19 protein-coding genes are annotated in these 21275 nt (G+C 59.3%); 7 read left to right on the top strand and 12 right to left on the bottom strand.

What is annotated here, in order from left to right; translation table 11 throughout:
- Positions 1 to 35 precede the first annotated feature (35 nt).
- The gene (locus tag AC6H34_RS27795; protein WP_448147982.1) at positions 36 to 503 is read left to right on the top strand and encodes a hypothetical protein; all 468 of its coding nucleotides are present in this window, start codon (positions 36 to 38) and stop codon (positions 501 to 503) included.
- A gap of 20 nt (positions 504 to 523) precedes the next feature.
- Here AC6H34_RS27795 and AC6H34_RS27800 read toward each other — a convergent pair whose 3' ends face one another.
- Complete coding sequence (locus AC6H34_RS27800) at positions 524 to 1684, bottom strand: FAD-dependent oxidoreductase (RefSeq protein ID WP_497540993.1); 1161 nt, start codon at positions 1682 to 1684, stop codon at positions 524 to 526.
- A 54-nt stretch (positions 1685 to 1738) separates the two neighbouring features.
- Positions 1739 to 1975: an Lrp/AsnC ligand binding domain-containing protein gene (locus AC6H34_RS27805; RefSeq protein WP_448147984.1), complete on the bottom strand. Its 237-nt coding sequence runs from the start codon at positions 1973 to 1975 to the stop codon at positions 1739 to 1741.
- Between the two features lie 183 nt (positions 1976 to 2158).
- On the opposite strand from AC6H34_RS27805, the gene purL reads away from it, so the two are divergent.
- The 3 genes from purL to grxD all read left to right on the top strand — a co-directional run bounded on the left by purL (position 2159) and on the right by grxD (position 5068).
- Positions 2159 to 4381 carry a phosphoribosylformylglycinamidine synthase subunit PurL gene (purL, locus tag AC6H34_RS27810; protein WP_448147985.1) on the top strand — a complete coding sequence of 741 codons (2223 nt, stop codon included), beginning with the start codon at positions 2159 to 2161 and terminating at the stop codon, positions 4379 to 4381.
- 15 nt (positions 4382 to 4396) lie between these two features.
- Complete coding sequence (locus AC6H34_RS27815; protein ID WP_448147986.1) at positions 4397 to 4627, top strand: BolA family protein; 231 nt, start codon at positions 4397 to 4399, stop codon at positions 4625 to 4627.
- A gap of 99 nt (positions 4628 to 4726) precedes the next feature.
- Positions 4727 to 5068 (top strand): Grx4 family monothiol glutaredoxin, encoded by a 342-nt coding sequence (gene grxD / locus AC6H34_RS27820; protein ID WP_448147987.1) that lies wholly within the window; start codon positions 4727 to 4729, stop codon positions 5066 to 5068.
- 177 nt (positions 5069 to 5245) lie between these two features.
- Here grxD and AC6H34_RS27825 read toward each other — a convergent pair whose 3' ends face one another.
- Positions 5246 to 6151 carry a DMT family transporter gene (locus AC6H34_RS27825; RefSeq protein ID WP_497540994.1) on the bottom strand — a complete coding sequence of 302 codons (906 nt, stop codon included), beginning with the start codon at positions 6149 to 6151 and terminating at the stop codon, positions 5246 to 5248.
- An 86-nt stretch (positions 6152 to 6237) separates the two neighbouring features.
- Here AC6H34_RS27825 and AC6H34_RS27830 point away from each other — a divergent pair, with 86 nt between their 5' ends.
- Positions 6238 to 7164, top strand: a complete 927-nt coding sequence (locus tag AC6H34_RS27830) for a LysR family transcriptional regulator (protein ID WP_448151297.1) — start codon at positions 6238 to 6240, stop codon at positions 7162 to 7164.
- A gap of 41 nt (positions 7165 to 7205) precedes the next feature.
- Here the strand turns inward: AC6H34_RS27830 and AC6H34_RS27835 are convergent, their stop codons facing one another.
- Entirely contained in the window at positions 7206 to 7844 is a 639-nt protein-coding gene (locus AC6H34_RS27835; protein ID WP_448147989.1) for a glutathione S-transferase family protein, read from the bottom strand.
- Positions 7845 to 8029: 185 nt separating this feature from the next.
- On the opposite strand from AC6H34_RS27835, the gene AC6H34_RS27840 reads away from it, so the two are divergent.
- Complete coding sequence (locus AC6H34_RS27840; RefSeq protein WP_448147990.1) at positions 8030 to 8188, top strand: hypothetical protein; 159 nt, start codon at positions 8030 to 8032, stop codon at positions 8186 to 8188.
- Here the strand turns inward: AC6H34_RS27840 and rpsD are convergent.
- A complete protein-coding gene (rpsD, locus tag AC6H34_RS27845; protein ID WP_448147991.1) occupies positions 8176 to 8793 on the bottom strand; it encodes a 30S ribosomal protein S4 in 618 nt (205 codons plus the stop codon). The genes AC6H34_RS27840 and rpsD overlap by 13 nt on opposite strands.
- A 301-nt stretch (positions 8794 to 9094) precedes the next feature.
- Between rpsD and AC6H34_RS27850 the strand changes: the two genes are divergently transcribed.
- The gene (locus tag AC6H34_RS27850) at positions 9095 to 9460 is read left to right on the top strand and encodes a hypothetical protein (protein WP_448147992.1); all 366 of its coding nucleotides are present in this window, start codon (positions 9095 to 9097) and stop codon (positions 9458 to 9460) included.
- Positions 9461 to 9470: 10 nt separating this feature from the next.
- On the opposite strand, the gene murI is transcribed toward AC6H34_RS27850, so the two are convergent.
- From murI to AC6H34_RS27885, 7 genes are all read right to left on the bottom strand, one after another.
- Positions 9471 to 10337 carry a glutamate racemase gene (murI, locus tag AC6H34_RS27855; protein ID WP_448147993.1) on the bottom strand — a complete coding sequence of 289 codons (867 nt, stop codon included), beginning with the start codon at positions 10335 to 10337 and terminating at the stop codon, positions 9471 to 9473.
- Between the two features lie 805 nt (positions 10338 to 11142).
- Complete coding sequence (gene terL / locus AC6H34_RS27860; RefSeq protein WP_497540995.1) at positions 11143 to 12891, bottom strand: phage terminase large subunit; 1749 nt, start codon at positions 12889 to 12891, stop codon at positions 11143 to 11145.
- Entirely contained in the window at positions 12888 to 13115 is a 228-nt protein-coding gene (locus tag AC6H34_RS27865) for a DNA packaging protein (RefSeq protein ID WP_497540996.1), read from the bottom strand. The genes terL and AC6H34_RS27865 overlap by 4 nt, the downstream gene beginning before the upstream one ends.
- A gap of 21 nt (positions 13116 to 13136) precedes the next feature.
- Positions 13137 to 13394: a hypothetical protein gene (locus AC6H34_RS27870; protein ID WP_497540997.1), complete on the bottom strand. Its 258-nt coding sequence runs from the start codon at positions 13392 to 13394 to the stop codon at positions 13137 to 13139.
- Between the two features lie 129 nt (positions 13395 to 13523).
- Complete coding sequence (locus tag AC6H34_RS27875; RefSeq protein WP_497540998.1) at positions 13524 to 14924, bottom strand: glycine-rich domain-containing protein; 1401 nt, start codon at positions 14922 to 14924, stop codon at positions 13524 to 13526.
- Between the two features lies 1 nt (position 14925).
- Positions 14926 to 17244 (bottom strand): phage tail fiber domain-containing protein, encoded by a 2319-nt coding sequence (locus AC6H34_RS27880; RefSeq protein ID WP_497540999.1) that lies wholly within the window; start codon positions 17242 to 17244, stop codon positions 14926 to 14928.
- Between the two features lie 35 nt (positions 17245 to 17279).
- Complete coding sequence (locus AC6H34_RS27885) at positions 17280 to 21272, bottom strand: hypothetical protein (protein WP_497541000.1); 3993 nt, start codon at positions 21270 to 21272, stop codon at positions 17280 to 17282.
- Positions 21273 to 21275: the final 3 nt, after the last annotated feature.

The raw sequence follows: 21275 nt of genomic DNA on the forward strand, positions 1-21275 counted from the left end.
TGCGATTTTTAGATTGTGAGCACTGGAGCAGACTTATGAGCCATCGTCGTTCTTCCGGACATCTTTCCTGGGGGCTTGCCGGCGCAGTCGGGCTCTCGCTCGCACTGACGGCGTGCGGTCCCTCGAGCATCGGCGGCTCCAAGCCCGTCTATCAGGAACAGCCGCAGGCGGTGGTGACCAGCGACGGCACCCAGCAGTTTCCGGTTCCGCCGGCCGGCCGTACCCTGCTGGCCCAGCGCCTCATGCAGCTCGTGCCCGGCCCCATCGCCGATGCGCGCATCTCCAATGGCTGGCGAACCGCCGCCGCGGCACGGGAGCATCCTGAGGACTATGCCGCCTGCGTGAGCGCCGACTCCGGTCGCGGCTCGCAAGTCTTCCTGATCGTAACCAACGGTTCCCATACCGGTGACATCATCTCGGGCGCGAAGGCGTCGCAGCGTTGCGCCGATGGCGCCCGCGTGACGCAATGGACGACGCTGCCGGAAGCCCTTTCGCAGAGCTGAAGCAGTCGCCGCAAGCCGATCTACAGCTCGGGCGAGTTGATATGCTCGGGCCGTACGCCCATGCCGATCAGGCGAGCGGGAATACGGCGCAGCAGCGGAAAGCGCCCTAGAAGTCGCAGCAGCAAGGGCGGCTTCAGGGCCTGGCTGCTGGCCAGCACCGTGCTGATGACCCGGTTTTGGACCTGAACCTGCCCCCATTGTGTGACTTTGGTCGGCCATTCGCGGCGGCGCTGCAAGGCCCCAAGGTCGGCATCCGTCACACGCCCTTCGCGCAGCTTCGCATGCAGCAGATTGGCCGTGGCGACCGCGTCCTGGATGGCAAGATTGATACCGATGCCGCCCACGGGCGACATCGTATGCGCGGCGTCGCCGATACAAAGGAGCCCCGGCCGGTGCCATTGCCGCAGCCGGTCGACGCTCACAGTCAACAGCTTCACGTCGTCCCAGCTCCTGATCTCGTCGGGCCTCCCCTGGAGGGCCGGTGCCAGATGGGCCAGTTTCTGGCGCAGGACCGGCAAGCCGGCCTGTTTCACCCTGTCATAGCCCCCTTTGGGAATGACATAGGCGCATTGCCAGTAGTCGCGGCGATTGAGCATCACGAAAATCGCGCCAGGATCGAAACGCCCCAGCGTCTGCGCGGGATCGCTCTCGCGCCGTGACAGGCGCATCCACAGCACGTCCATGGGAGCGCCCAGGTCCTGCACCGACAGGCCGGCCTGGTCCCGCAGGATCGAATGGCGCCCGTCCGCGGCGATCGTCAGAGGGGCTCGGATCTCGAAGGCACCCTGCGGCCCATGGGCACGCACGCCCTCGACACCGTTCGCCCCCTCGATCAGGCCGATGGCTTGGGTCTGAACAAGAAGACGGAAGCTTGCATAGCGGCTCGCCTGGGAGGCGAGGAAATTCAGAAACTCCCATTGCGGCGTCAGGGCCAAGAACTTGCAGCGCGTCGGCAAATGGCTGAAATCCGCCACGGGAATCAGCCTGTCGCCCACCTGGCCGGCCAGTTCGCGGACCTCGTCGTGCGGCAGTTCCAGGAAGGCATCGAGCAGGCCCAGTTCATGCATCAGCTCGAGTGTCGAGGGATGGATGGTGTCGCCGCGAAAGTCCCTGAGGAAATCCGAGTGCTTCTCCAAGACGATCACCTGGACACCTGCCCGCGCCAGCAGGAAGCCGGCCATGATCCCGGCGGGACCGCCCCCTACGATGCAAGCACTGGGTGGCGACGCCTGCCATCAGAAGGCCCGGAAGGTCAGCGTAGTGCGGGTATCCGCGATGCCTGGGATAACCTGAACCTTCTCGCCGACGAAATGGCCGATGTCGGCGTCATCCTCGACATAGAACTTGGCCAGGATGTCGTAATCGCCGGCGGTCGAATAGATTTCGGACGCGATCTCGGCCTCCGCGAGCGCACTGGCAACTTCATAGGTGCGGCCGAGCTGGCATTTGATCTGTACGAAAAACGTGCGCATTCCCGGCACTCCCGAACCGTTCTTTCCCTGTCCTGGACCACAGGGACGCCAACAAAGTTACGGTGTCAATGTGGATCAGACACGTGCAATGCGATCAATGGTTTACATTCGGCGCGGATGCCCCTATCGCCTCCGGTGAAGGAGCGCGCAGGCAGGCGCGCAGCTTGAGGAGCTCGATACGGCATGTCCGTCCACGCAGAACCCGCCATTACCCCGGAACTCATTGCCCAGCATGGGCTGAAGCCGGATGAATACCAGCGGATACTGACCCTGATCGGACGCGAGCCGACGTTTACCGAGCTCGGCATCTTCTCGGCGATGTGGAACGAGCACTGCTCCTACAAGTCCTCGCGCCTCCACCTCAAGAAGCTGCCCGTCACCGGCAAATGCGTGATCCAGGGCCCCGGCGAGAATGCCGGCGTGATCGACATCGGCGACGGCCTCGCCGCGGTGTTCAAGATGGAGAGCCACAACCATCCCTCCTATATCGAGCCCTACCAGGGCGCGACCACGGGTGTCGGCGGCATCCTTCGCGACGTCTTCACCATGGGCGCCCGGCCGATCGCCTGCATGAACGCGCTTTCGTTCGGCGCGCCCGACCATGCCAAGACGCAGCACCTCGTCTCCGGCGTGGTCGCGGGCGTCGGCGGCTACGGCAATTCCTTCGGCGTACCAACGGTGGGCGGCCAGGTGCGCTTCCACACCCGCTATGACGGCAACATCCTGGTGAACGCCTTCGCGCTCGGCCTCGCCGAGCAGGACAAGATCTTCTACGCCAAGGCCACGGGCGTCGGGAACCCGATCGTCTATCTCGGCTCCAAGACCGGCCGCGACGGCATTCACGGCGCGACCATGGCTTCGGCCGAGTTCGACGACAAGTCGGAGGAGAAGCGCCCCACTGTGCAGGTCGGCGACCCCTTCGCCGAGAAGCTCCTGCTCGAAGCCTGCCTGGAGTTGATGAACACGGATGCGATCATCGCGATCCAGGACATGGGCGCCGCCGGCCTGACCTGCTCGGCTGTCGAGATGGGCGCCAAGGGTGACCTCGGTATCGAGCTCGACCTCGACAAGGTGCCGGTTCGCGAGACCGGCATGACGGCCTATGAAATGATGCTCTCGGAGAGCCAGGAGCGCATGCTCATGGTGCTCAAGCCGGGCAAGGAAGCCGAGGCCGAGGCGATCTTCCGCAAATGGGGCCTCGACTTCGCCATCGTCGGCAAGACCACGGACGACCTGCGTTTCCGCATCTTCCACAAGGGCGAACTCAAGGCCGACCTTCCGATCAAGGAGCTCGGCGACGAGGCACCGCTCTATGACCGTCCGCACGTTCCCTCGCCCAAGCAGCCCGTGCTCGATGCCGCCTCGCTGAAGGCCAACGTCTCGACCGGCGACGCCCTGCTCAAGCTGGTCGGCTCAAGCGATCTCGCCTCCAAGCGCTGGGTCTACGAGCAATACGACCATCTGATCCTCGGCAACACTGTGCAGACGCCGGGCGGCGATTCAGCCGTGGTACGCGTGCTGGACGGTCCGAAGGGCCTCGCCATGACCTCCGACGTCACGCCCCGCTATTGCGAGGCGGATCCGGTGGAGGGCGGAAAGCAGGCCGTGGCCGAGGCCTGGCGCAATATCTCCGCCGTGGGCGGCCTGCCCCTGGCCGTTACCGATAACCTGAATTTCGGCAATCCCGAACGCCCCGACATCATGGGCCAGTTCGTCGGCTGTCTGGAGGGCATCGGCGAGGCCTGCCGCGCGCTGGATTTCCCGATCGTCTCCGGAAATGTCTCGCTCTACAACGAAACCAATGGCCGCGGCATCCTGCCGACGCCGACCATCGGCGGCGTCGGCCTGGTCGACGATGTGTCGGTAACCGCCTCCGTCGCCTTCAAGGGCGAAGGCGAGGCCGTGCTGCTGGTGGGCGGGCCCGGCACCTGGCTGGGCCAGTCGGCCTGGCTCAACGAGATCCTGAAGCGTGAGGAAGGCGCCCCACCGCCCGTCGACCTCGCGGTGGAAAAGCGCAACGGCGACTTCATCCGCGGCCAGATTCGTTCCGGTGCCCTGAAGACATGCCATGACATCTCGGACGGTGGCCTGCTCGTCGCCGTAGCGGAGATGGCGATGGCAAGAGGCATCGGCGCGGACCTTTCGAAAGCACCGCAGGGCACCTTGCCGCACGCCTTCTGGTATGGCGAGGATCAGGCGCGCTATGTCGTCGCCCTGCCGTCCAGCGAGGCCGACCGCTTCGCCAGGTCCGCCGAAGCCGCGGGTGTGCCCGTCACCGCTCTGGGCACAACCGGCGGCAACGCCTTGATCCTGCCTGAAGGCAAGCCCATTCTGATTTCCGCGCTCAGCGAACGCCACGAGGCGTTCTTGCCCGATCTGATGGGCGCCAAGCGCAACGCCGCCTGAGAAGGACCGTTCCGTATGCCGATGCCGGCCACCGATATCGAAGCGATGATCAAGGAAAGCTTCCCCGACGCCAAGATCGAGATCCGCGATCTCGCCGGGGATGGCGACCACTACTCCGCCACGGTGATCTCCGAGGCTTTTCGCGGGAAATCCCGCGTTCAGCAGCACCAGATGGTCTATGCAGCGCTCAAGGGCAAGATGGGCGGGGTGCTCCACGCCCTCGCTCTCACGACCAGCGCCCCCTAAAGTCTATCGCATACCCGAAAATATGTTAGGCTGGGGCCTGACATGACGTGGCCCCATACATACATGTCGGGCATTGCTTCCTGAATCGAGATTGAAACCATGAGCGATATCGCCTCCTTCATCGAGAATGAGATCAAGTCCAACGACGTCGTGCTCTTCATGAAGGGCAACAAGGCGTTTCCGATGTGCGGCTTCTCTGGTCAAGTCGTGCAGATCCTCGACTATCTCGGTGTGGACTACAAGGATCACGACGTCTTGCAGAATCCTGAGTTGCGCAACGGCATCAAGGATTTCTCGAACTGGCCCACGGTGCCCCAGCTCTATGTGAAAGGCGAGTTCGTCGGCGGCTGCGACATCACCCGCGAAATGTTCCAGTCCGGCGAACTGGTGACCTTCCTGCAGGAGAAGGATATACCGGTCAAGGCACCCGCACGGGTCTGATTTCCCCGGAACCGTCGGCGTCCTGCCGACTCACGGTCGAAGGCTTTGCGGGTATGAAGCTCGCGAAACATGAAAGGGCGATCACCGATCGCCCTTTTTCTTGTCCGGCAGATGCTGTGCATCCAAGAATGCGGGTCCCGCCATATCGCCCCTGGCTGATGTCGCCTGAGACCGACGCTACCTTCTCCGCATCACGTTGACGATCAAGACACCCAGGATGGCCATGGCGCCGCCGACCAGGCCCGCTACGGTTGGCGTCTCGCCCAACCAGACGAAGCCGATCAGCGTGGCGGTCGGCGGTACTCCATAGAGAAAGTTCGCGGCACGGCCGGCAGGAAGGCGCTTCAGAGCGATTGCCCAGGTCACGTAGCCGATGACGGTTGGAAACAGCACGAGATAGGCGACATTCCAGTTCACCGCCGCCGGCGCAGCCGAGAGCGCCCTGATCGTTCCGGGAACGGCCGGAAGGAGAGGAACAGAGCCGAGCAGCATGATCCAGGCCGTCACCGCGAGCGCCGGGAAACGCTTCAGCAGCGGCTTTTGCATGATGCTGGCCACAGCGGCGCAGATGGCGGCACCAAGGATCAGGAGCGCATTCGGATCGAAGCTGAAATCGCCGTCGGCAGCTGCGGCGATCAGCGCCACGCCGCCGAAGGAGACGGCGGTGCCAACCCACCCCCAAAGCCCGAAGCGTTCGCCCAGCACCACGAGCGCGATCATCGCCGTGAACACCGGCATGGTGTTGATGATGAAGCTGGCTGGTCCGGCGGGCACGGTCTGCTCGCCGGTGTTGAGCAGCACCGCATATACGGAGATGAAGAGCACGCCCGCGATGCCCAGACGCAGGAAGTCTGCTCCGCGCGGCATGGGCGGGCGAGCCGCGATGAGGTAGACCGCTCCCAGAAAACCCGCGGAAACATACCGCGCCGCTGCCAGTTCGATCGGCGACAGCGGGCCGAGGCAGACGCGAATCACGGCGAAGGACGAGGCCCAGAACAGGATCGTCACCAGGATCGCGCCGAAGGCGATCAGGTCGAAGCCGGTCTTCTTCGCGGCCGTCGGTTCGCACGCAGCAACACTCATCGTCTTCTCCCGCAACCTTTCGTTGCCCTGGACTAGGCTCTTGATGCGTGCTTGAAAAGCACTGCAATCGATGATCATATGTGCGTATGGTTCACAGCTCGCCCCTGCTCCCGCCGCTCGATACCCTCGAAACCTTCGCTCGCGCCGCAAGGCTCGGTTCCTTCTCCGCTGCGGCGGAAGAAAGCGGCATTACGCATGGCGCCGTTTCCCGCCAAGTCTCGCGCCTGGAACGCTGGATGGGCGTCCGCCTGTTCGAACGCGCGGCCCGCGGCGTCAATCTTACGGCTGAAGGCATGCGCTTCTTCGCGCGGGCGGAGGAGGCCCTCGCCCTGCTCGGCAACACCGGCGAACGCTGGTCACCGCGGCGCAGCAAGGCCGCCGTGCGTCTCTCCGTCACGCCGTCGGTCGCCTCGCTCTGGCTCTTCCCGCGACTGTCGCGCCTCGAAGGCAACGATATCCATCTCGAGCTCTTCCTGGAGCATCGGCTTGCCGACCTCGGCGAAGGCACCGATCTCGCCGTCCGCTGCGGCAAGGGTCCATGGGCGGGCGTTCGCGGCCAGCACCTATGGCACGAGAAGGCCTTTCCGATCGCAGCTCCCGCCCTTGCGCGCCGCCTGGCCGGCCGTTCCGACGCGGCGACTTTGCTGGAGTTGCCCATCCTGCATGACTCGAATATCGAGGGTTGGCGGCGGTGGCTGGCCCCGGAAGGCATCGACTATGCCCCGCGCGGTCAGGACAGGCGCTTCGAGGACTACAACATCGTCATGGATGCCTGCTGCCAGGGCCTCGGCATCGCCCTTGCCCGCCCGCCGCTGGCCTCGGCGGCGATCGAAGCCGGCAAGGTCGTGGCAGTTTCAGACCGAACGGTCGATTACCACGTCGCCTTCCATCTCATTCGCTCGGACGACGCACTGCGGGCGCCCGCAGCCGAATTCGCGCGGCGGTTCCTGCACGAAGCGGGGCATGACGAGACCGCAATCGCGGCGTTCACGGCACCGGGCAGGAAGGGTTAGTCGGAAGAAACGCGCGGACTGGACGTCCGCGCAGCCGGGAATCAATTCTCCTGTCCACCGAAATGGCGTCGCCAGATCGGGGCGATCACCGGGCGTCGGGCGACATTCTCGGTGATGCGGGTCAGCTTGGGGCACTCCTTGGTGCGCCATTCGGCGCCGATGGCCCAGTTGCTGATGGCCGCAATGGCAAGGTCGATGGCCGAGAAGCCGGAAAGCAAGAAGCTGCCCTCCGAACTCGCCGCCTGCTCGACCAGCAGCCACCGCTCACGAATCCGCTGGCGTACGCGCGAGCGCATGGCCGTCTCTGCGGTTTCGGGGGGAGCGAAGCGCAGCGGATAATCGTAGACTTCGATGAGCGGGTAGATCTCGGCGGCAACGTGGATGAGCCAGCGCAGGGCGTGGCGCCGATCGGGCGCATCGAGCGCCGGCATCAATTTGGCTTGGGGGTGGGCTTCGGCCAGGGCCATCAATATGGCGGCAGATTGCACGATGGTCGTGCCATCCTCGAAACGCAGGGCCGGAATCTTTCCGAGGGGATTGATCGCAAGGTACTGAGCGTGATGCTGCTCGTCCTTGGTCAAATCAATATCGATCAGGTGAACCTCCTGCCCCGCCTCGGCCAAAGCGGCCTCGATCATGAATGAGCCGGAATCCGGTTCGCCCCAAAGCGTGTAACCCATACAGACCTCTTAGCATTGACCGGCCGGAGAAGCCGGCAGCTCGCCCTCGGGCAAGCTTGCGCAATGACGGTTCCCGCCCTGCTGTTTTATTTGCCAGAATTTCGACCGGCAGCCCCTGCCGCTTTTCTTGGTTGTATCGTCGGCTTTGCGTTGCACGACCATACGCACCCCAGCCGCCGTGTCTCATGATCTTTTTGCAATACGGCTATCCCGAATTGCAGACCACCGAGACAAAACGTCTTACTCTTCAAGGCCTTGCGGGCGACAAGACGGAGCATAAAAGAAAGGCCGCCAATGCGGCGGCCTTCCATGACGCGTCGGCGCTGACAGATCAGCGCGAATAGAATTCGACGACCAGGTTCGGTTCCATCTGAACCGGATAGGGCACGTCCTGCAGCGTGGGCACGCGAACGTACTTGGCGGTCATCTTGGTGTGATCGGCCTCGAGATAGTCGGGAACGTCACGCTCGGCCGAAGCAACGGCCTCGAGCACCAGCACGAGCTGCTTGGACGCTTCCTTGACCTCGACGACGTCGCCGGGCTTGACCTTGTAGGACGGCACGTTCACGCGACGGCCGTTGACCTTGACATGGCCATGGTTGACGAACTGGCGGGCAGCGAACACGGTCGGCACGAACTTGGCGCGATACACGACGGCATCCAGGCGGCGCTCGAGCAGGCCGATCAGGTTGGCCGACGAGTCGCCCTTCAGGCGGAGAGCTTCTTCGTAGATCTTGCGGAACTGCTTTTCCGAGATCGAGCCGTAGTAGCCCTTGAGCTTCTGCTTGGCGCGCAGCTGCGTGCCGAAGTCGGAGAGCTTGCCCTTGCGGCGCTGGCCATGCTGGCCCGGGCCATATTCACGACGGTTGACCGGGGACTTCGGGCGGCCCCAGATATTCTCGCCAAGGCGGCGATCGATCTTGTACTTAGCGTTATGGCGCTTCGACATTCGCGTCCTCTATGGTTTGCGAAGGTTTACGAGGAACGCGCCCTCCTCTCCCTCCTGCCGGCAAAAGCTGCAGAGCGGGCGACAGACGTCCGGCTGGCGGACATCGCGGGAGCGTAAAACATCACGCGGGACCCGAAGGCCCCGCGCGTGCCGGTCACTTAGTCGAAAGCGGCGGTTGTGTCAAATCGATGAAGGCCGAACCCCGCCCCGACAGCGGGGGACACTCGGGCACCTGTATCCCGGGCAACTCGACACTTTGCCGCCCCGATTGTATTCCCGGGAAAGATGCTCGGAGATTCCCATGAGACTTGCCAGTCTTTCCGTCGCCTGCCTTCTGGCCCTGACGTCGATGGCTGCGGCCCAGCAGCCGCTAACCAGCTATACCGCGCGCCTCAATTCGCAGGACCATTTCAATTCCAACGGTGAGCGCTTGACGAGCGTGGCTGCGATCATCCGACAGGACCGCGCCAACTATTACGTCTACGGCGATCGCGACCCGGAGGACGAGGGCGACAGCTTCTTCGCCAGCAAGGCAAACCGGCAAAGGCTGGAGACGCTTCTCAACAATGGCCGCATCAGCGCATCGGCCGAGAACGCCATCCTCAACGGTTCCCCTCTCATCCATGTCGACATCTACGACAATTTCATCGTCGTGGAAGTGGATTGAGGTCCCGCGTTCAGTGCCATTGAGGCGGCATCGCCTCGATGGCGATTGCCGGCAGGCCACGCTCGGCGAGCGCCCGGCGCAGGTCACCGGTGATCCTCGCCCCGCTGGTGAACACCGCCGCCGCATCGGCGTGAAGCGCTTTCAGGGAAACCGGCCCCGCCAGATCCGCGGCGCGGCGCGCAATGGCGGGGGCCGGATCGAGCCAGGTCACAGGCCAGGGTGCGAGGCGCTGCATCGTATCCAGCAGCAGCGGATAATGGGTACAGGCGAGTACCACGACATCCGTGCGCTTGCCGTCCCGGTCAACGAAACAGGGGGAGATTTCATCGAGAACCGCGGCGTCCTCCACCGTGTAGCCCTCGAGATGCGCCTCGCACAGGGATGCCAGACCCGTCGCACCGACCAGTTCCACCTCGATGCCGTCGGCGAAAGACCGGATGAGCTGGTGGGTGTAATCGCGCTTCACCGTCCCGGGAGTCGCCAGGATAGCCACCCTCCCCGTCCTGGTTAGAGAAACCGCCGGCTTGATGGCCGGGACCGTGCCGACGAAAGGAATGGAGAAGCGGTTGCGCAGGGCCGGAAGCACCAGGGTGGAGGCCGTGTTGCAGGCGATCACCACGAGATCCGGGTGGTGCAGCGGGATCAGCCTCTGCATGACTTCGACGACACGCGCGATCACCGCCTCCTCGGGAAGGCGGCCATAGGGAAAGACGGCATCGTCGGCAGCGTAGATGAAATTGGCACCTGCAAGCGCCGTGCGCAATTCCGAGAAAACGGTGAGGCCACCCAGGCCGGAATCGAAGACGAGGACAGTTGGAGTGCGGCCGGACATGACCGCAACTCCATAAACCGTGCCAGCCAGAAGGTCGACCCCCAAAGGACCCTTGCCTTTGGGGGACTCTTCCGAATGATCGAAACCCATAAGGTCCAATCGCCGCATATTGAATTGCCCGTACGCACTACCCAACCGGGCGCACGCCCATAAGAACCCAGATGAGTGAATGAAGCGTTTCCATCGTGATCTTTTTTTGATCCGACTTTGGGACAGCGATGGAAATTTATGAGCCTTTTCAGTCACTTGGATTTTCGAGTCCAAGGCCGATAAAAGTTTTTGGACCTAAGTTTGTTGCCGCGCAAGTGATTTTTGTACCCATTTCCACATGACGATGGCGTGGTATAGGACTTTCCGCGCGCACCACGATATCAGCCGGTCGCCGCAATCCTGTGAATAGTTAACAAAGCGTTAACGTCGCCGCTTGACGCTGGCTGTATGCGCCCTTACGTCTTATGGCATAGTCTGAAACGTCTGCGGCGGGGGAAACTCCGGGGGTAGCGGCGCGGTTTTCGAACCTGCGTCTCCACGCAGACGGGGGCAATGTACCCCAAAGACACCGTGAAACAGGCAAGTCAGATAGCGTGAACCGAGCCGTTGCCTTGGCACGGCGTGTGTCTTTGCGCCCTATTTTCGGTGTATTTTACTTTGAAAATACAAGCTAACAATCGAACAACGTCGGTACGTCGCGCTCGTCAGGTCAAAAAGCCGACACGCAAACGACCTGTGCCGGCCGCCTCGGTCAAAACGAACATTGTTTGGAAGATCGATATCGCCGCTTGCATTAGCGCTTCTGCGTTATTCCTGATGGCTGTTCATCAGTTAATGCAGTGACGGACCGTTGACGGGATTAAAGTCTGGCACCACCGCCATATGGCCGCGACGATGATTTGAACAGCGCGTTCTTGTTGCGCTTCCAATCGTCACCGGTCTTGCCGCCCATGATGACGCCACCACGTCCCCAATTACGCAATTCTTCGTCCAGCAATCGCTCTTTGTGAATGGCAATACCTTTATCGGCGTCTTGTCCAAGCCGTGTAGTCCAATAGTTCACGCCCATCGCCAAGGCGTCCAAGCGGTCGTCGTGTCTCAACGCGCCCCTTTTGGCGGTGATGTGGGTCATCTGATGAATGAGGGACTTCTCAAACTTTGCTTCGGCGTCGTATGCCTCGCAAGTCTGGTAATCGTCCTTGATAACCTGCTTAGCGATGATGAGCTTATGCCGTGCCATGACCGGCTCAAGCGTATCGATGATGCGCTTTTCCTTTTGCGTCGAGTGGCGGACTTCCTCAATCTGGCACGGATGCACTTTCGCAAAAACGGGCTTCAGCAACTCCGTGTAGGTGCCGTCACCAAAGTTGGCTTCAACGATGATGGAATTGACTTTCTCTTCCTTGGCAATCATCGCAAGCCTTTCGAGCGTCGCTGCGTCGTAGCCTCCGGCCAAGCCCCCTGCCCTTGTCACATACAGAAAGCCGTTCAACATCTTCACGACGGCGTATCCGGTTTCGTCCTTGCCGCGTCCTGAAGGATCGATGGCCAGCACCGAACCAGTGAACTCTGAGAACTCCGGTGAATGACCGGCAAGCGGATAAAACCGGTCGCCCTTCATCGCGAGGTTTGGAATGTCTTTGATTTGGCGAGAATCGTCCGGAAGCCAATGCGGTTTCATCGGCGCGGTATCGCCAATATCCATGATGATCAGGTCGCGAACACGCAGCGGATAGCGTTCAAGGTCCGTAAGCTGCGTTGACAACATGAACTGGAGAGCAAAACCCGTCCGGCCATATTCGATTTGACGCGCGCCAAGATCGGCCATGGAAAAGCGCTTGGCATCTGTCGGGCTTCCAATCGACGCACCGCCCAATCGCAAGCCAAGAATGTATGGCGCGATCTTGCCGCCATAAGAGGCAAGCTCTGCCTCGTTCGGGATGAGAGCGGGCCAGACGCGGGTTTCGAAGGTTTCGGGGAGCTTGTTGTAGATCGAGTCTTCGGTCTGTGGCGTTCCGAGGTAGATGACCTTGGCATCAGGAAGCGGCTTCAGGATGGCCGAAAATTCTTTGGTCTTATCGAGAAGCTTTTCGCGCAAATCGACGGTCGCGGAATTATTGCTCACCTCCACGTCGTCGCTGATAATGATATCGGCACGCGAACCGGTGATCTGGGAATTGATGCCAACCGACAGGACAGAAGGCGACTGATCGGGGGTCGCCGGACCAACGTCGAATTCGATGCGGCTGGAACGCTGTTCATCCGATGGCTTCAGATGCGCAAGGATGGGCATCTTGTGGATGAGATCGAGCGTGAAGATTGTGAAGTTGTCCGCACGCTTTTTGGAAGCTGAGACGACAAGGATTTTCTTCTGCGGATCGTTCAGAAGAATCCAGCACACATAGGCAGACGTGATGAAGCTTTTTCCGCAACCACGAAAAGCTTCAATGCATACCTTGTTCGGCCCATATTGCAGGTACTTCGCAATATCGTATTGCAAAGGTGTTGGTTCGGGGAGATTGATGGCCTCCCAAACCATTTGAAGAAAGACTCTAAATTCCTTCTTTGCCGCTCGATAAAGTTCTTTATTCGTTAGTTCTTCAGTCACTCGTCAAATTCAGTACGAAAAATCTTTCCGCTCAACTTATCCATGTCGTTGTCGGTTTCGATAATGGCTTCAATTGAATTGTCACGTAGAAACTTGATCGCGTTCGACATGTCCTGTGGGGTCATCTCGCCTGCTTCAAGTTTTGAAATGTAGGTCTGTGTAATCAGGCGATGCAGTTCGTTTAGATCGTTCTCAGATGCCTTCTTACCGTAGTTCTTAGCCATGTTTCCTCACGGTCGTTTTTGTTATTTACGGTTCTGCCAATACGACATGACGGCAGACGTCCCCATGTACGCCAACACCACCGATGCAGCGACGAATGCGAATGTCTGATACATTGCGTCGTAGAGAACGACTTGTGCGGCTGGGATGTAGAAGAGAATGAGCCCGGTCAGGACAGTGAACGCCACGATGAAATACCAAGCCATTCGACGGCGGTTTTTCGTGATGTCCTGTTCTATCTCCGGACTGTCTTCCTTACCGTCTCCGTCGAGGTCTGACATTTCGGCTCGACAGGCTGGTTATTCGTTGCCGAAGTTCTTCAATATCGACTTCGGATCGCTTGATATCATTTGCAATGCCGTCCAAGCGTGCATTCACCTTGGCGAGCATCTGGCGAATCTCATCTTCCATCAGGCACCTACCAAGAAGGCGCGCGTCTGGACGCTCACGGCCGGCAAATAGTTGATGACGATGATGCCTTGCGCACCCGCGCCGCCATTCTGGCCTGTCGTGGATCGAGGCGAACCACCACCACCGCCATAGTTGCCACCAGTCGTACCGGCCAAGGTGTTATCGATGTTGGATCGAGCGCCGCCACCACCACCGGAACCATGCGTGGCATCGTATTCCGTGCCGGCTCCACCGGGATTTCCCGTGCCTGAGGCAACACCCGTACCACCAGCACCGCCCAAGCTGTTGTCGCCTGCACCACCATTTATGCCGGAGGCAGCAACACCCGCTCCATTCGGTCCACCAGCGCCACCGCCGCCGCCTGTGTTTCCACCCGACGAAGCCGCGCCGTCACCGCCTGAATATTTGACGTCACCAATGCCAGAAGCCGAAGCACCACCCGTGCCGGCCGTTCCAGCGGATGCACCGCCGCCACCGCCTTTTGCCGCGACGAAAGTTCCACCGCCTGCATAGGTCGTGTCGCCCATCCAAGTATCGCTGCCAGACGGAGCCGTGCCAGTCGTTGTTGCAGCCGCACCACCCGCACCAACGGAATAGGCAACGGAGGCACCTCTTGTCAGGGTGACATTGTTCTTGCGGGAGAATGCACCACCACCGCCACCACCCGGATTGTTGTTGATCGAACGTCCCGACGAACCACCACCTGCAATGCAGTCGATATAGTTGTTGGCGCTATTCCAATCGCTTGGAACGGTCCACGTGCCCGCACCGGTCGTGGTGAGATAAACCGTCTTGCGGGTCGGAGGCGTGACCACCGTGCCGACTTCGGTGTAACCGGAAGGCGCGGTTCCCTGCCATTCCGATGCAGCCGAATAGACGGTGCAAAAGTTATTGGAGCCATCCGAGAGAACGCAGAGATAGAGCGTTCCGGTAATGCCCGGCAGCAATCCACCGGTTCCCGCGACAGGATCAAAACTATTGATCCACGCACCAACAACACCGGTTGAGGAAATCACGCGAAATCCGATACGTCCTGAAGAGGCATGACGGGCGAAGCAGACTCGGCCTGTCGCACCCGCGCCAAGAGACGTGCCGGTCGCGGCCGTTCCGCCGTTGATAACCGCATTGCCGGTATCGGAACCAAAGTTGATACCGTTCGTGCCGATACCACCCGGCCAAGCCGTATAAGGCGATGTCCAGCCGGTCGAATTGACCATGCCGACGTCGATATAAAGAGCGCCACCCGAACCGGTGACCGCAAATTCGATGTACTGATTTGAGCTTGTCAGGGCGTCAGCAAGACGAGCGCCGCCATAGGTCGTGCTGTAAAATGCCGTCTTGTTGCCGTTGCTAAGCGTGATGCCGGAGTACTTCGCCCCGGCGTCAAAAGTCGTTGCCACGTCAGACTCTCTTCATCTTGAGAGTCAGGGTCAGACGTTGTGCCGTCGTGACGCTGGACAGGCTGGCGAAGATGACGTCTTTCGCAGCAACGCTTGTTGTCCAGCCGGTAAGCGTCGTGCTTTCTGCGGCCTGCGCACTCGTCAAGGTCGGCTTGGCAGAAGCCGTGATCGTGTCAGTGGAAGTTGGCGGATAATTCGCCCAAGAGTCTTTCCACAAATCGATGACGGCGGACGACGAAGCCTGCGGCGACGTGATCGACCACCCGATAATGGTGCATGGAAATTCAAAGCGAAGTTCTGCCGTGAGGCCGGAAGTGAGAACCGTTCCGCCACCATCGAAAACAAAGGTTGCTTGGAAAATGGTTGGATCGTTGGCGAGCGCGGCAACCTGATCAAGCTGGGCATCCCATGCCTGAACATTCGTGCCGATGACCACGCTCAAGGCCGTCTGAAGAGACGAAGCCGAAATGGCCCCGGTCAAACCCGCGACAGACTGAACGACGTCGGTTGGCGTCAACAATTCCTGCCAGTTGGCAAGCGTCGTCGGGTCGTTGACCTTCAGGATAAACGACTTGTTGAGATCGGTACGTACCGCAACGTCACCGGTCTCGGCGGTAAGTGCCAGCATCGCGGACTGAGACGCGACTGTGAATGTATCGGTGATGGCAATAGCTGGCAGAATGGAGGAAAGAATCTTTCCACTGCCGTCGAGAACCGGGACATTGCCGGCAGACGTACCCGTATTCTTGCTTGCCGCCGTTCCGAGCGAACCCGGCTGGACGGCTGTATCGGCAAGAGCGCCTTGAGCCGCCGTGGCAAACGCACTGGTATTGCTGAAAGCGGCCGAACCGAATGAAACGCCATTGGACTTGGTGACTGTGAAAGCGCCGGTCGAACCATTGAAGGTCAAGTCACCGCTTGGCACCTTGTAAACAGGGTCTGCACCCGCTCCACCCGAAGCGAGGATTGAACCGACAGCAACGCTCGTAACACTCGAAAATGCGCCGCCTACTCGACCGACGACAAGATTTCCGAAGCCCCACGATGTGCCACCAGTACCGCCTCTTGCGACGGAGAGAGTTCCCGTCGTGTCGCTGATTGCACCGGTTGTGGCGACTGTGGCGAGAGTCCCGCCATCCTTGAGAAGCTTGCCGGTCGTTCCGTTGAAGACCGCAATATTGTTGTTGGCAGCACTGGCGGGGCCGGTGACGTCACCCGTACCTGCACCCGATCCAAGCGAAGCCGTGACGATGGGATTTCTTGGGTCAGTATTGTCAACGGTAACATTCGTGCCCGCGACAATGGACTGAACAGCCGAGTCGGCCTTCGCGCCTTGGCTCACCGTTGCATAGGCGTTTGCGTTGGTTGCTGCGGCCGTGCCGAGGGTCGGCTTGTTTGAAAGGTCCGTGTAACTGCCAGTTGTCGCGACAGTTGCAACCGCATTGGCCTGAAGCGCCGTATCCGCCTTCGCGCCCTGTGCGGCAGTAGCAAACGCAGAAGTGTTTGCAGCGGCAGCGGTACCGAGAGATGGCTTGTTCGACAGGTCGTTGTATGAACCGGTCGTCGCCACGGTTGCCAGACTTCCGGCTGCAACAAAGGCTGACGTGTTGGCATATGCAGCCGAACCCAACAGCGATGCATTCACCTTCAGATTAAGAGCGGTCTGCGTGGCCGTGCTGATCGGCTTGTTTAGGTCTGATGTGTTATCGACATTGCCAAGACCAACATCGGCCTTCGTGAACGTCTTCGCCGCCAAGGCAGCGTCCGAATAAGCTTCAGCCGTGGAGATCGCTTGAGATTTCGCCGTTGCAATGGCCGATGCCTGTGCCGTCGAAACCGGCTTGTTCAGGTCCGACGTATTGTCAACGTTGCTAAGGCCAACATCGGATTTCGTATAGGTCTTCGCGGCAACGACGGTATCGGTATAGCTCTTGGCGTTCGCAAGCGTTGCGGCGTCGCCCGTCGAGATGGCAAGCGACGTCGTGTTGGACAGCTTGGCAACCGACGCCTGCGTATCCTGAATACCGAAAAGCGACTGACGAAAAGCGTCGTTTAGCTGCGTTGTCCGGAAAGCAGACGATGTGTTGTAGGTGACGGCCGGCGAACTGACATCGGTTGCGCGGTAGATGCGCAATGTCTGTCCAACGCCCAAGACAGAAGGCGTCGCCAGCTTGATCAATGTTGGACTTAGGAAGCTATAGCTTGGCGTACCACCGGACCAAACGACAACGACTTCATAGGATTCGTTGTAATCGAATGGAATTGCGAATTGAGAGGTAGTACCGTCTCCGTTATACGTAATATCGAGAGTCAAAGGCATTTTTTATTATTGTTATTATCCCTTGTGACAACCCCTTATAACGGAGATGGCACGTCGTGTTTTCCTGTTAGGTCAAACACTCTTTTTGTGGCGTTGTTTCTGTATTTATCAATCGTGATCGCATCTTCTTCGGACTGGACGCGAAGCAAGGCGCGTTCTCTCGCCTGATCGAGCAAGGCTTTTGCCTGCGTGACCATGACACCCTTGTTCGACGGTGTTCCGATAGGAAGCTTCTGTGCGAAGAGGTCGGCTAACTGCTTATCGACACCTGACTGGCTAACATAACGCTGAGCGCGGTCGTACCACGTCTCTGTACCGTCATGCGTCTGCATCGCTCGCAAATCCTGACCGGCAAGAGATTGCAGGTATGGATTGCTTGAACCGGCGAACTTCGCACCGTCATAATTGGCAGTGTAATTCGTATTCGTCAGTGTTCCGGTTAGTGCAAGACCATGCAAAGCGGCCTTCTGATATTCCGTCGCATAGGTTGCGTTGCGCTGGGCATCGGTCGTGATATCCGGAAAGCCATAGATGCCCGTTGCCGGAGCGGCTTGCTTCACTGGAAAGCCCATGGCGTCGTAACGCTTTGGAGCCCATTGCGGCAATATCTTGGCTTCGAGATACTGAGACAACGTGGTTGGATCACGCATCGTCGGATCGTTGAGCGCCTGAAACTTGCTGATCTGGTTCGGGATAAGCGACTGCGTCTTTTTCGCGAGATACTTCATGATCTGGCCTGACTGTGCATCCGGATCGGATATTTTCGATTCAAGGTCAGAAAGTTCGTTTAGTCCCTGCATGAGGTTGGCGTCTTTCACGCTTTGAGCGATTGAAAGAGATGCAACCGACAGATACGCCAAGGCGTCGTCTTGTGCTTTCGATACGTTCTCGCCCTGAGCACGACGGGTTTCGAGCATCGCATAGCTATCGAGAGCATTCGCGATGATCTTCATCGGCGTTGCGAATGGGTCCACGTTTCTGAAGGACCATTCAGAGTCACCGATACGCACCGAATAAGGTGAGAAATTCGGGTCTTGCGCACGCTGGTTGGCAAGCTGGTAATCGTTCGCCGCGAACGAACCCGAACCATGAAGCTTGCCTTGGCTGTACAAATAGACGGCCGCTTGAGCGATTGCGTAGGACAGGAACAACTCGCCCTGTGCCCGAACTTGCGCGTAACCCCCCACTCCACCGAAGCCTTTGCCGGTGAGATCGCGAAGGAAACCGGGAGTGACAAGGTTCAAGCCAGCCGTCAGACGGAACCCTGCTTCGAATACACGAACGGGGGTCCGGAAAAACATTTGACCTACCAACCTCATCCACGGGTTGCGGTTGACGAATTGTTCGTAGGAACTCGCAAGATCGCCAGCAATACCGGCCATCTTTGTATTGCCGGTTGGATTGCCGAAATTGTCCGTCGAACCACGGAAATTGCGCTTGAACGCAATGTCATTCGAGAAGTTCAAACCCATCTGGTTTGTAGCTTCCCGGAACAGGGTTCCGTTCTTGTTAAGCTGTTCGACTACCCAATTATCGAGCTTGTCACCGGTATAGCCATTGCTGATACCAGCCTCGCGTAGGAACGAAACAACAGAGGTTCTTGGCGCTGCCGAGAAGGATTGCTCGACGGCGGAACGATAGGCATTCTGAACGAAATCCCGACGTGCGCTTCCGGTCAAACCCTTGGCAATCGCTTCATCGTAAGCACGGCCGGCCGCTTCGCTTGCAACGAATGAGCGGTATGTAAGCTGCCCGAAAAAGTCGTCCACCGCGCCATTAAGGCGAGGGAATATACGCAACAGTCCGCCACCATAAGCACGCTTAAGAACTGCATCCTGTTCAAGGAAACGCATATCGCCGGACAACAAACCCTTTTCATATTTGAAGGATGCGAGCGCGGCACGCCAAGCCGTCCCAATGTTGTTGCCCATGATGCTGTATTGGGCGATGGCCTGTGAGATGGCCTTGCCATCAAGACCCTTTATCGCGGCTTCATAGGCAGGACGGAAGACAACGCCCATCACGTGCGGAACGCTGTTAACAACCACACTCTTGAGTGAGAAGACGTTGCTGATCATGTATTCGGTGAGAAGACGAAGCGGCGAAATCCCATTGTCTGTTGTCTTGCCCGCTACAGATTCAGCTTCTGCAACACGCTGTACAGCCTTCTCGTAATCGCCTTGATCGAGCGCGGCCTGTGCCTGTGTCTGGAGATCGGTGACCTTTCGCGCCTTGGCCTGTTCATCACGCAGATCCAAGAGCTTGGAATAATAATCGTTCTTGGCGTCAGACCATTCTTTTTCACTGGCGTAGAACGGATCAATGCCGCGATCCTTCAGGATCGATTCAGCCGAGACGTTTCGGAAATTGCCGGTGTTCAGATTGCCAGCACGCGAACCGAGATTGGCACCGGTCATCGAAGACTGATCGAGATCGGCAAGGCGCAAAGCCTGTTCAACCTGATACGATGCGTCGCGAGCCGTCGTCAGTGCTTCACGGACTTCGGGCGCAATGGTCGGGTCGGCAAGCTGTTTGGTGATTTCAGCATTCTTCTGGAGAAGCTGTTCTGTCGCCGCCTGTATACTTTGGTCGATAAGCTGGCGTTCCTGACCCGTCGAATAGGCACGGCGAAGTTCCTCGATATTGGCCTTGATATCGGCCGGCTTGATGTCCTGAAGAACCTTCACCGGGTCTTCAACGGCCTTTGCGATGGACGCGGCAGACGTCGGGAACGTGCGTCCACCGTCATCGTTGGCAATCTTGCGAATGGCTTCGTAGACCGGATTGTCGGTCAGTCGCTTTTCGACGTTGACCGGTTCAACCTTGATCCCTTCGGGCGTCTTGGCTTCGGTCTGAACACGCGTGTCATTGGGAAAGAGTTCAAGCTGTTGAGGATCGGTTGGCTTGCCCAATGGCTTTTCAACGGCAACGGCTTCACCGCCTTCGGGCTGTGGTTCAAGAACGGGAGCCTTTGCGTCAGAAACAGCCGCAGTGGCCACCGTAGGACCGTCTTCGACCTTCGCCGTAGCTTCGACGTCGGGATTTGTCGCGGCCGTTGTAGGGGCTTCTACGGCGCTTGGAACGCCTTCCTGTGGTGTAGCGTTGTCAACTTTCGCTGCCACTGCATCCGGCGAAACGGCGTCGGGTGTGGCATCGGTTGGAACGTTCGGCGTAAGGGCTTCGCCCGCCTTCGTCGCGGCTTCGTCTACATCACGTCCAAGCAAGCGTGACGCCAAATCCTTGCCCGCGCCAATGGCTCTTCCGGCCAACGGAGCGGCAGCACCAAGCGCGCCACCAACGGCAAAGCCCGAACCCGTCGAAGTGGCAAGCTGGCCTGCGTCAAAGCTTTGCTGGGTTCCTGCGTCAATGCGAACCGATTGCTGAATGGCATCCGAAACACCGGCCTGAATCGAACCTTCGATGCCGGTGCGAACACCGGAGATCAGAAGTTCCTTCAAAGCCTGCTTCGACGCGATCTTGGCACCGCCTGAAACAACCGTTCCGATACCGAGAGTACCCAATCCCACATAGGTTGTCGGATCGAGAGCAACGCCCTTGATGAACCGCCCTGCCCCGGACCACGACATATCAAGATTGTCGTAGGTATCCATGAGGTGGACAAAGGATTGCTTCACGTCGTCAGGAGCATTACGAACCCGAACGGCGTCAACAGCCATCGTCGGCATGTTGTAATTGAACCACCCCATTTGATCCAAACCGTATTCGGCAAGATCGGAGTCGGTACCATCGAACTTAGCTCCATGATTGTATTCATAGAGCTTGCGTGATGCGTCCAACCAATTGTGATTGAACTGAAGCTGATCCGGATCGGTTGTCCGGTCGCTATTCTGCGTTGGAATATTCGTTGCTGTATCGATTGCGGAAGTACCACCATTCAGGAGCGAAGCGGTGTTCAGATTGGTTGAGACCGACCGTCCCTGTATTTGTTGGATACGGTCGAGCGCTTCCTGATCAGAAGGGTTGTCGGGAAAGTCGTATGTAACTCCGCTAACTGTGTAGGTGGACATTCC

Source organism: Labrys sp. ALF-8 (assembly GCF_059699065.1).

What these genes read in the sequence shown, in the direction of transcription:
- AC6H34_RS27805 (WP_448147984.1), bottom strand. Translation starts at nt 1,975, where the DNA reads ATGCGCACGTTTTTCGTACAGATCAAATGCCAGCTCGGCCGCACCTAT.
- AC6H34_RS27825 (WP_497540994.1), bottom strand. Translation starts at nt 6,151, where the DNA reads ATGAGTGTTGCTGCGTGCGAACCGACGGCCGCGAAGAAGACCGGCTTC.
- AC6H34_RS27795 (WP_448147982.1), top strand. Translation starts at nt 36, where the DNA reads ATGAGCCATCGTCGTTCTTCCGGACATCTTTCCTGGGGGCTTGCCGGC.
- AC6H34_RS27830 (WP_448151297.1), top strand. Translation starts at nt 6,238, where the DNA reads ATGGTTCACAGCTCGCCCCTGCTCCCGCCGCTCGATACCCTCGAAACC.
- AC6H34_RS27850 (WP_448147992.1), top strand. Translation starts at nt 9,095, where the DNA reads ATGAGACTTGCCAGTCTTTCCGTCGCCTGCCTTCTGGCCCTGACGTCG.
- AC6H34_RS27870 (WP_497540997.1), bottom strand. Translation starts at nt 13,394, where the DNA reads ATGTCAGACCTCGACGGAGACGGTAAGGAAGACAGTCCGGAGATAGAA.
- AC6H34_RS27880 (WP_497540999.1), bottom strand. Translation starts at nt 17,244, where the DNA reads ATGCCTTTGACTCTCGATATTACGTATAACGGAGACGGTACTACCTCT.
- grxD (WP_448147987.1), top strand. Translation starts at nt 4,727, where the DNA reads ATGAGCGATATCGCCTCCTTCATCGAGAATGAGATCAAGTCCAACGAC.
- rpsD (WP_448147991.1), bottom strand. Translation starts at nt 8,793, where the DNA reads ATGTCGAAGCGCCATAACGCTAAGTACAAGATCGATCGCCGCCTTGGC.
- AC6H34_RS27840 (WP_448147990.1), top strand. Translation starts at nt 8,030, where the DNA reads ATGATCTTTTTGCAATACGGCTATCCCGAATTGCAGACCACCGAGACA.
- AC6H34_RS27815 (WP_448147986.1), top strand. Translation starts at nt 4,397, where the DNA reads ATGCCGATGCCGGCCACCGATATCGAAGCGATGATCAAGGAAAGCTTC.
- AC6H34_RS27885 (WP_497541000.1), bottom strand. Translation starts at nt 21,272, where the DNA reads ATGTCCACCTACACAGTTAGCGGAGTTACATACGACTTTCCCGACAAC.
- purL (WP_448147985.1), top strand. Translation starts at nt 2,159, where the DNA reads ATGTCCGTCCACGCAGAACCCGCCATTACCCCGGAACTCATTGCCCAG.
- AC6H34_RS27835 (WP_448147989.1), bottom strand. Translation starts at nt 7,844, where the DNA reads ATGGGTTACACGCTTTGGGGCGAACCGGATTCCGGCTCATTCATGATC.
- AC6H34_RS27865 (WP_497540996.1), bottom strand. Translation starts at nt 13,115, where the DNA reads ATGGCTAAGAACTACGGTAAGAAGGCATCTGAGAACGATCTAAACGAA.
- AC6H34_RS27800 (WP_497540993.1), bottom strand. Translation starts at nt 1,684, where the DNA reads ATGGCCGGCTTCCTGCTGGCGCGGGCAGGTGTCCAGGTGATCGTCTTG.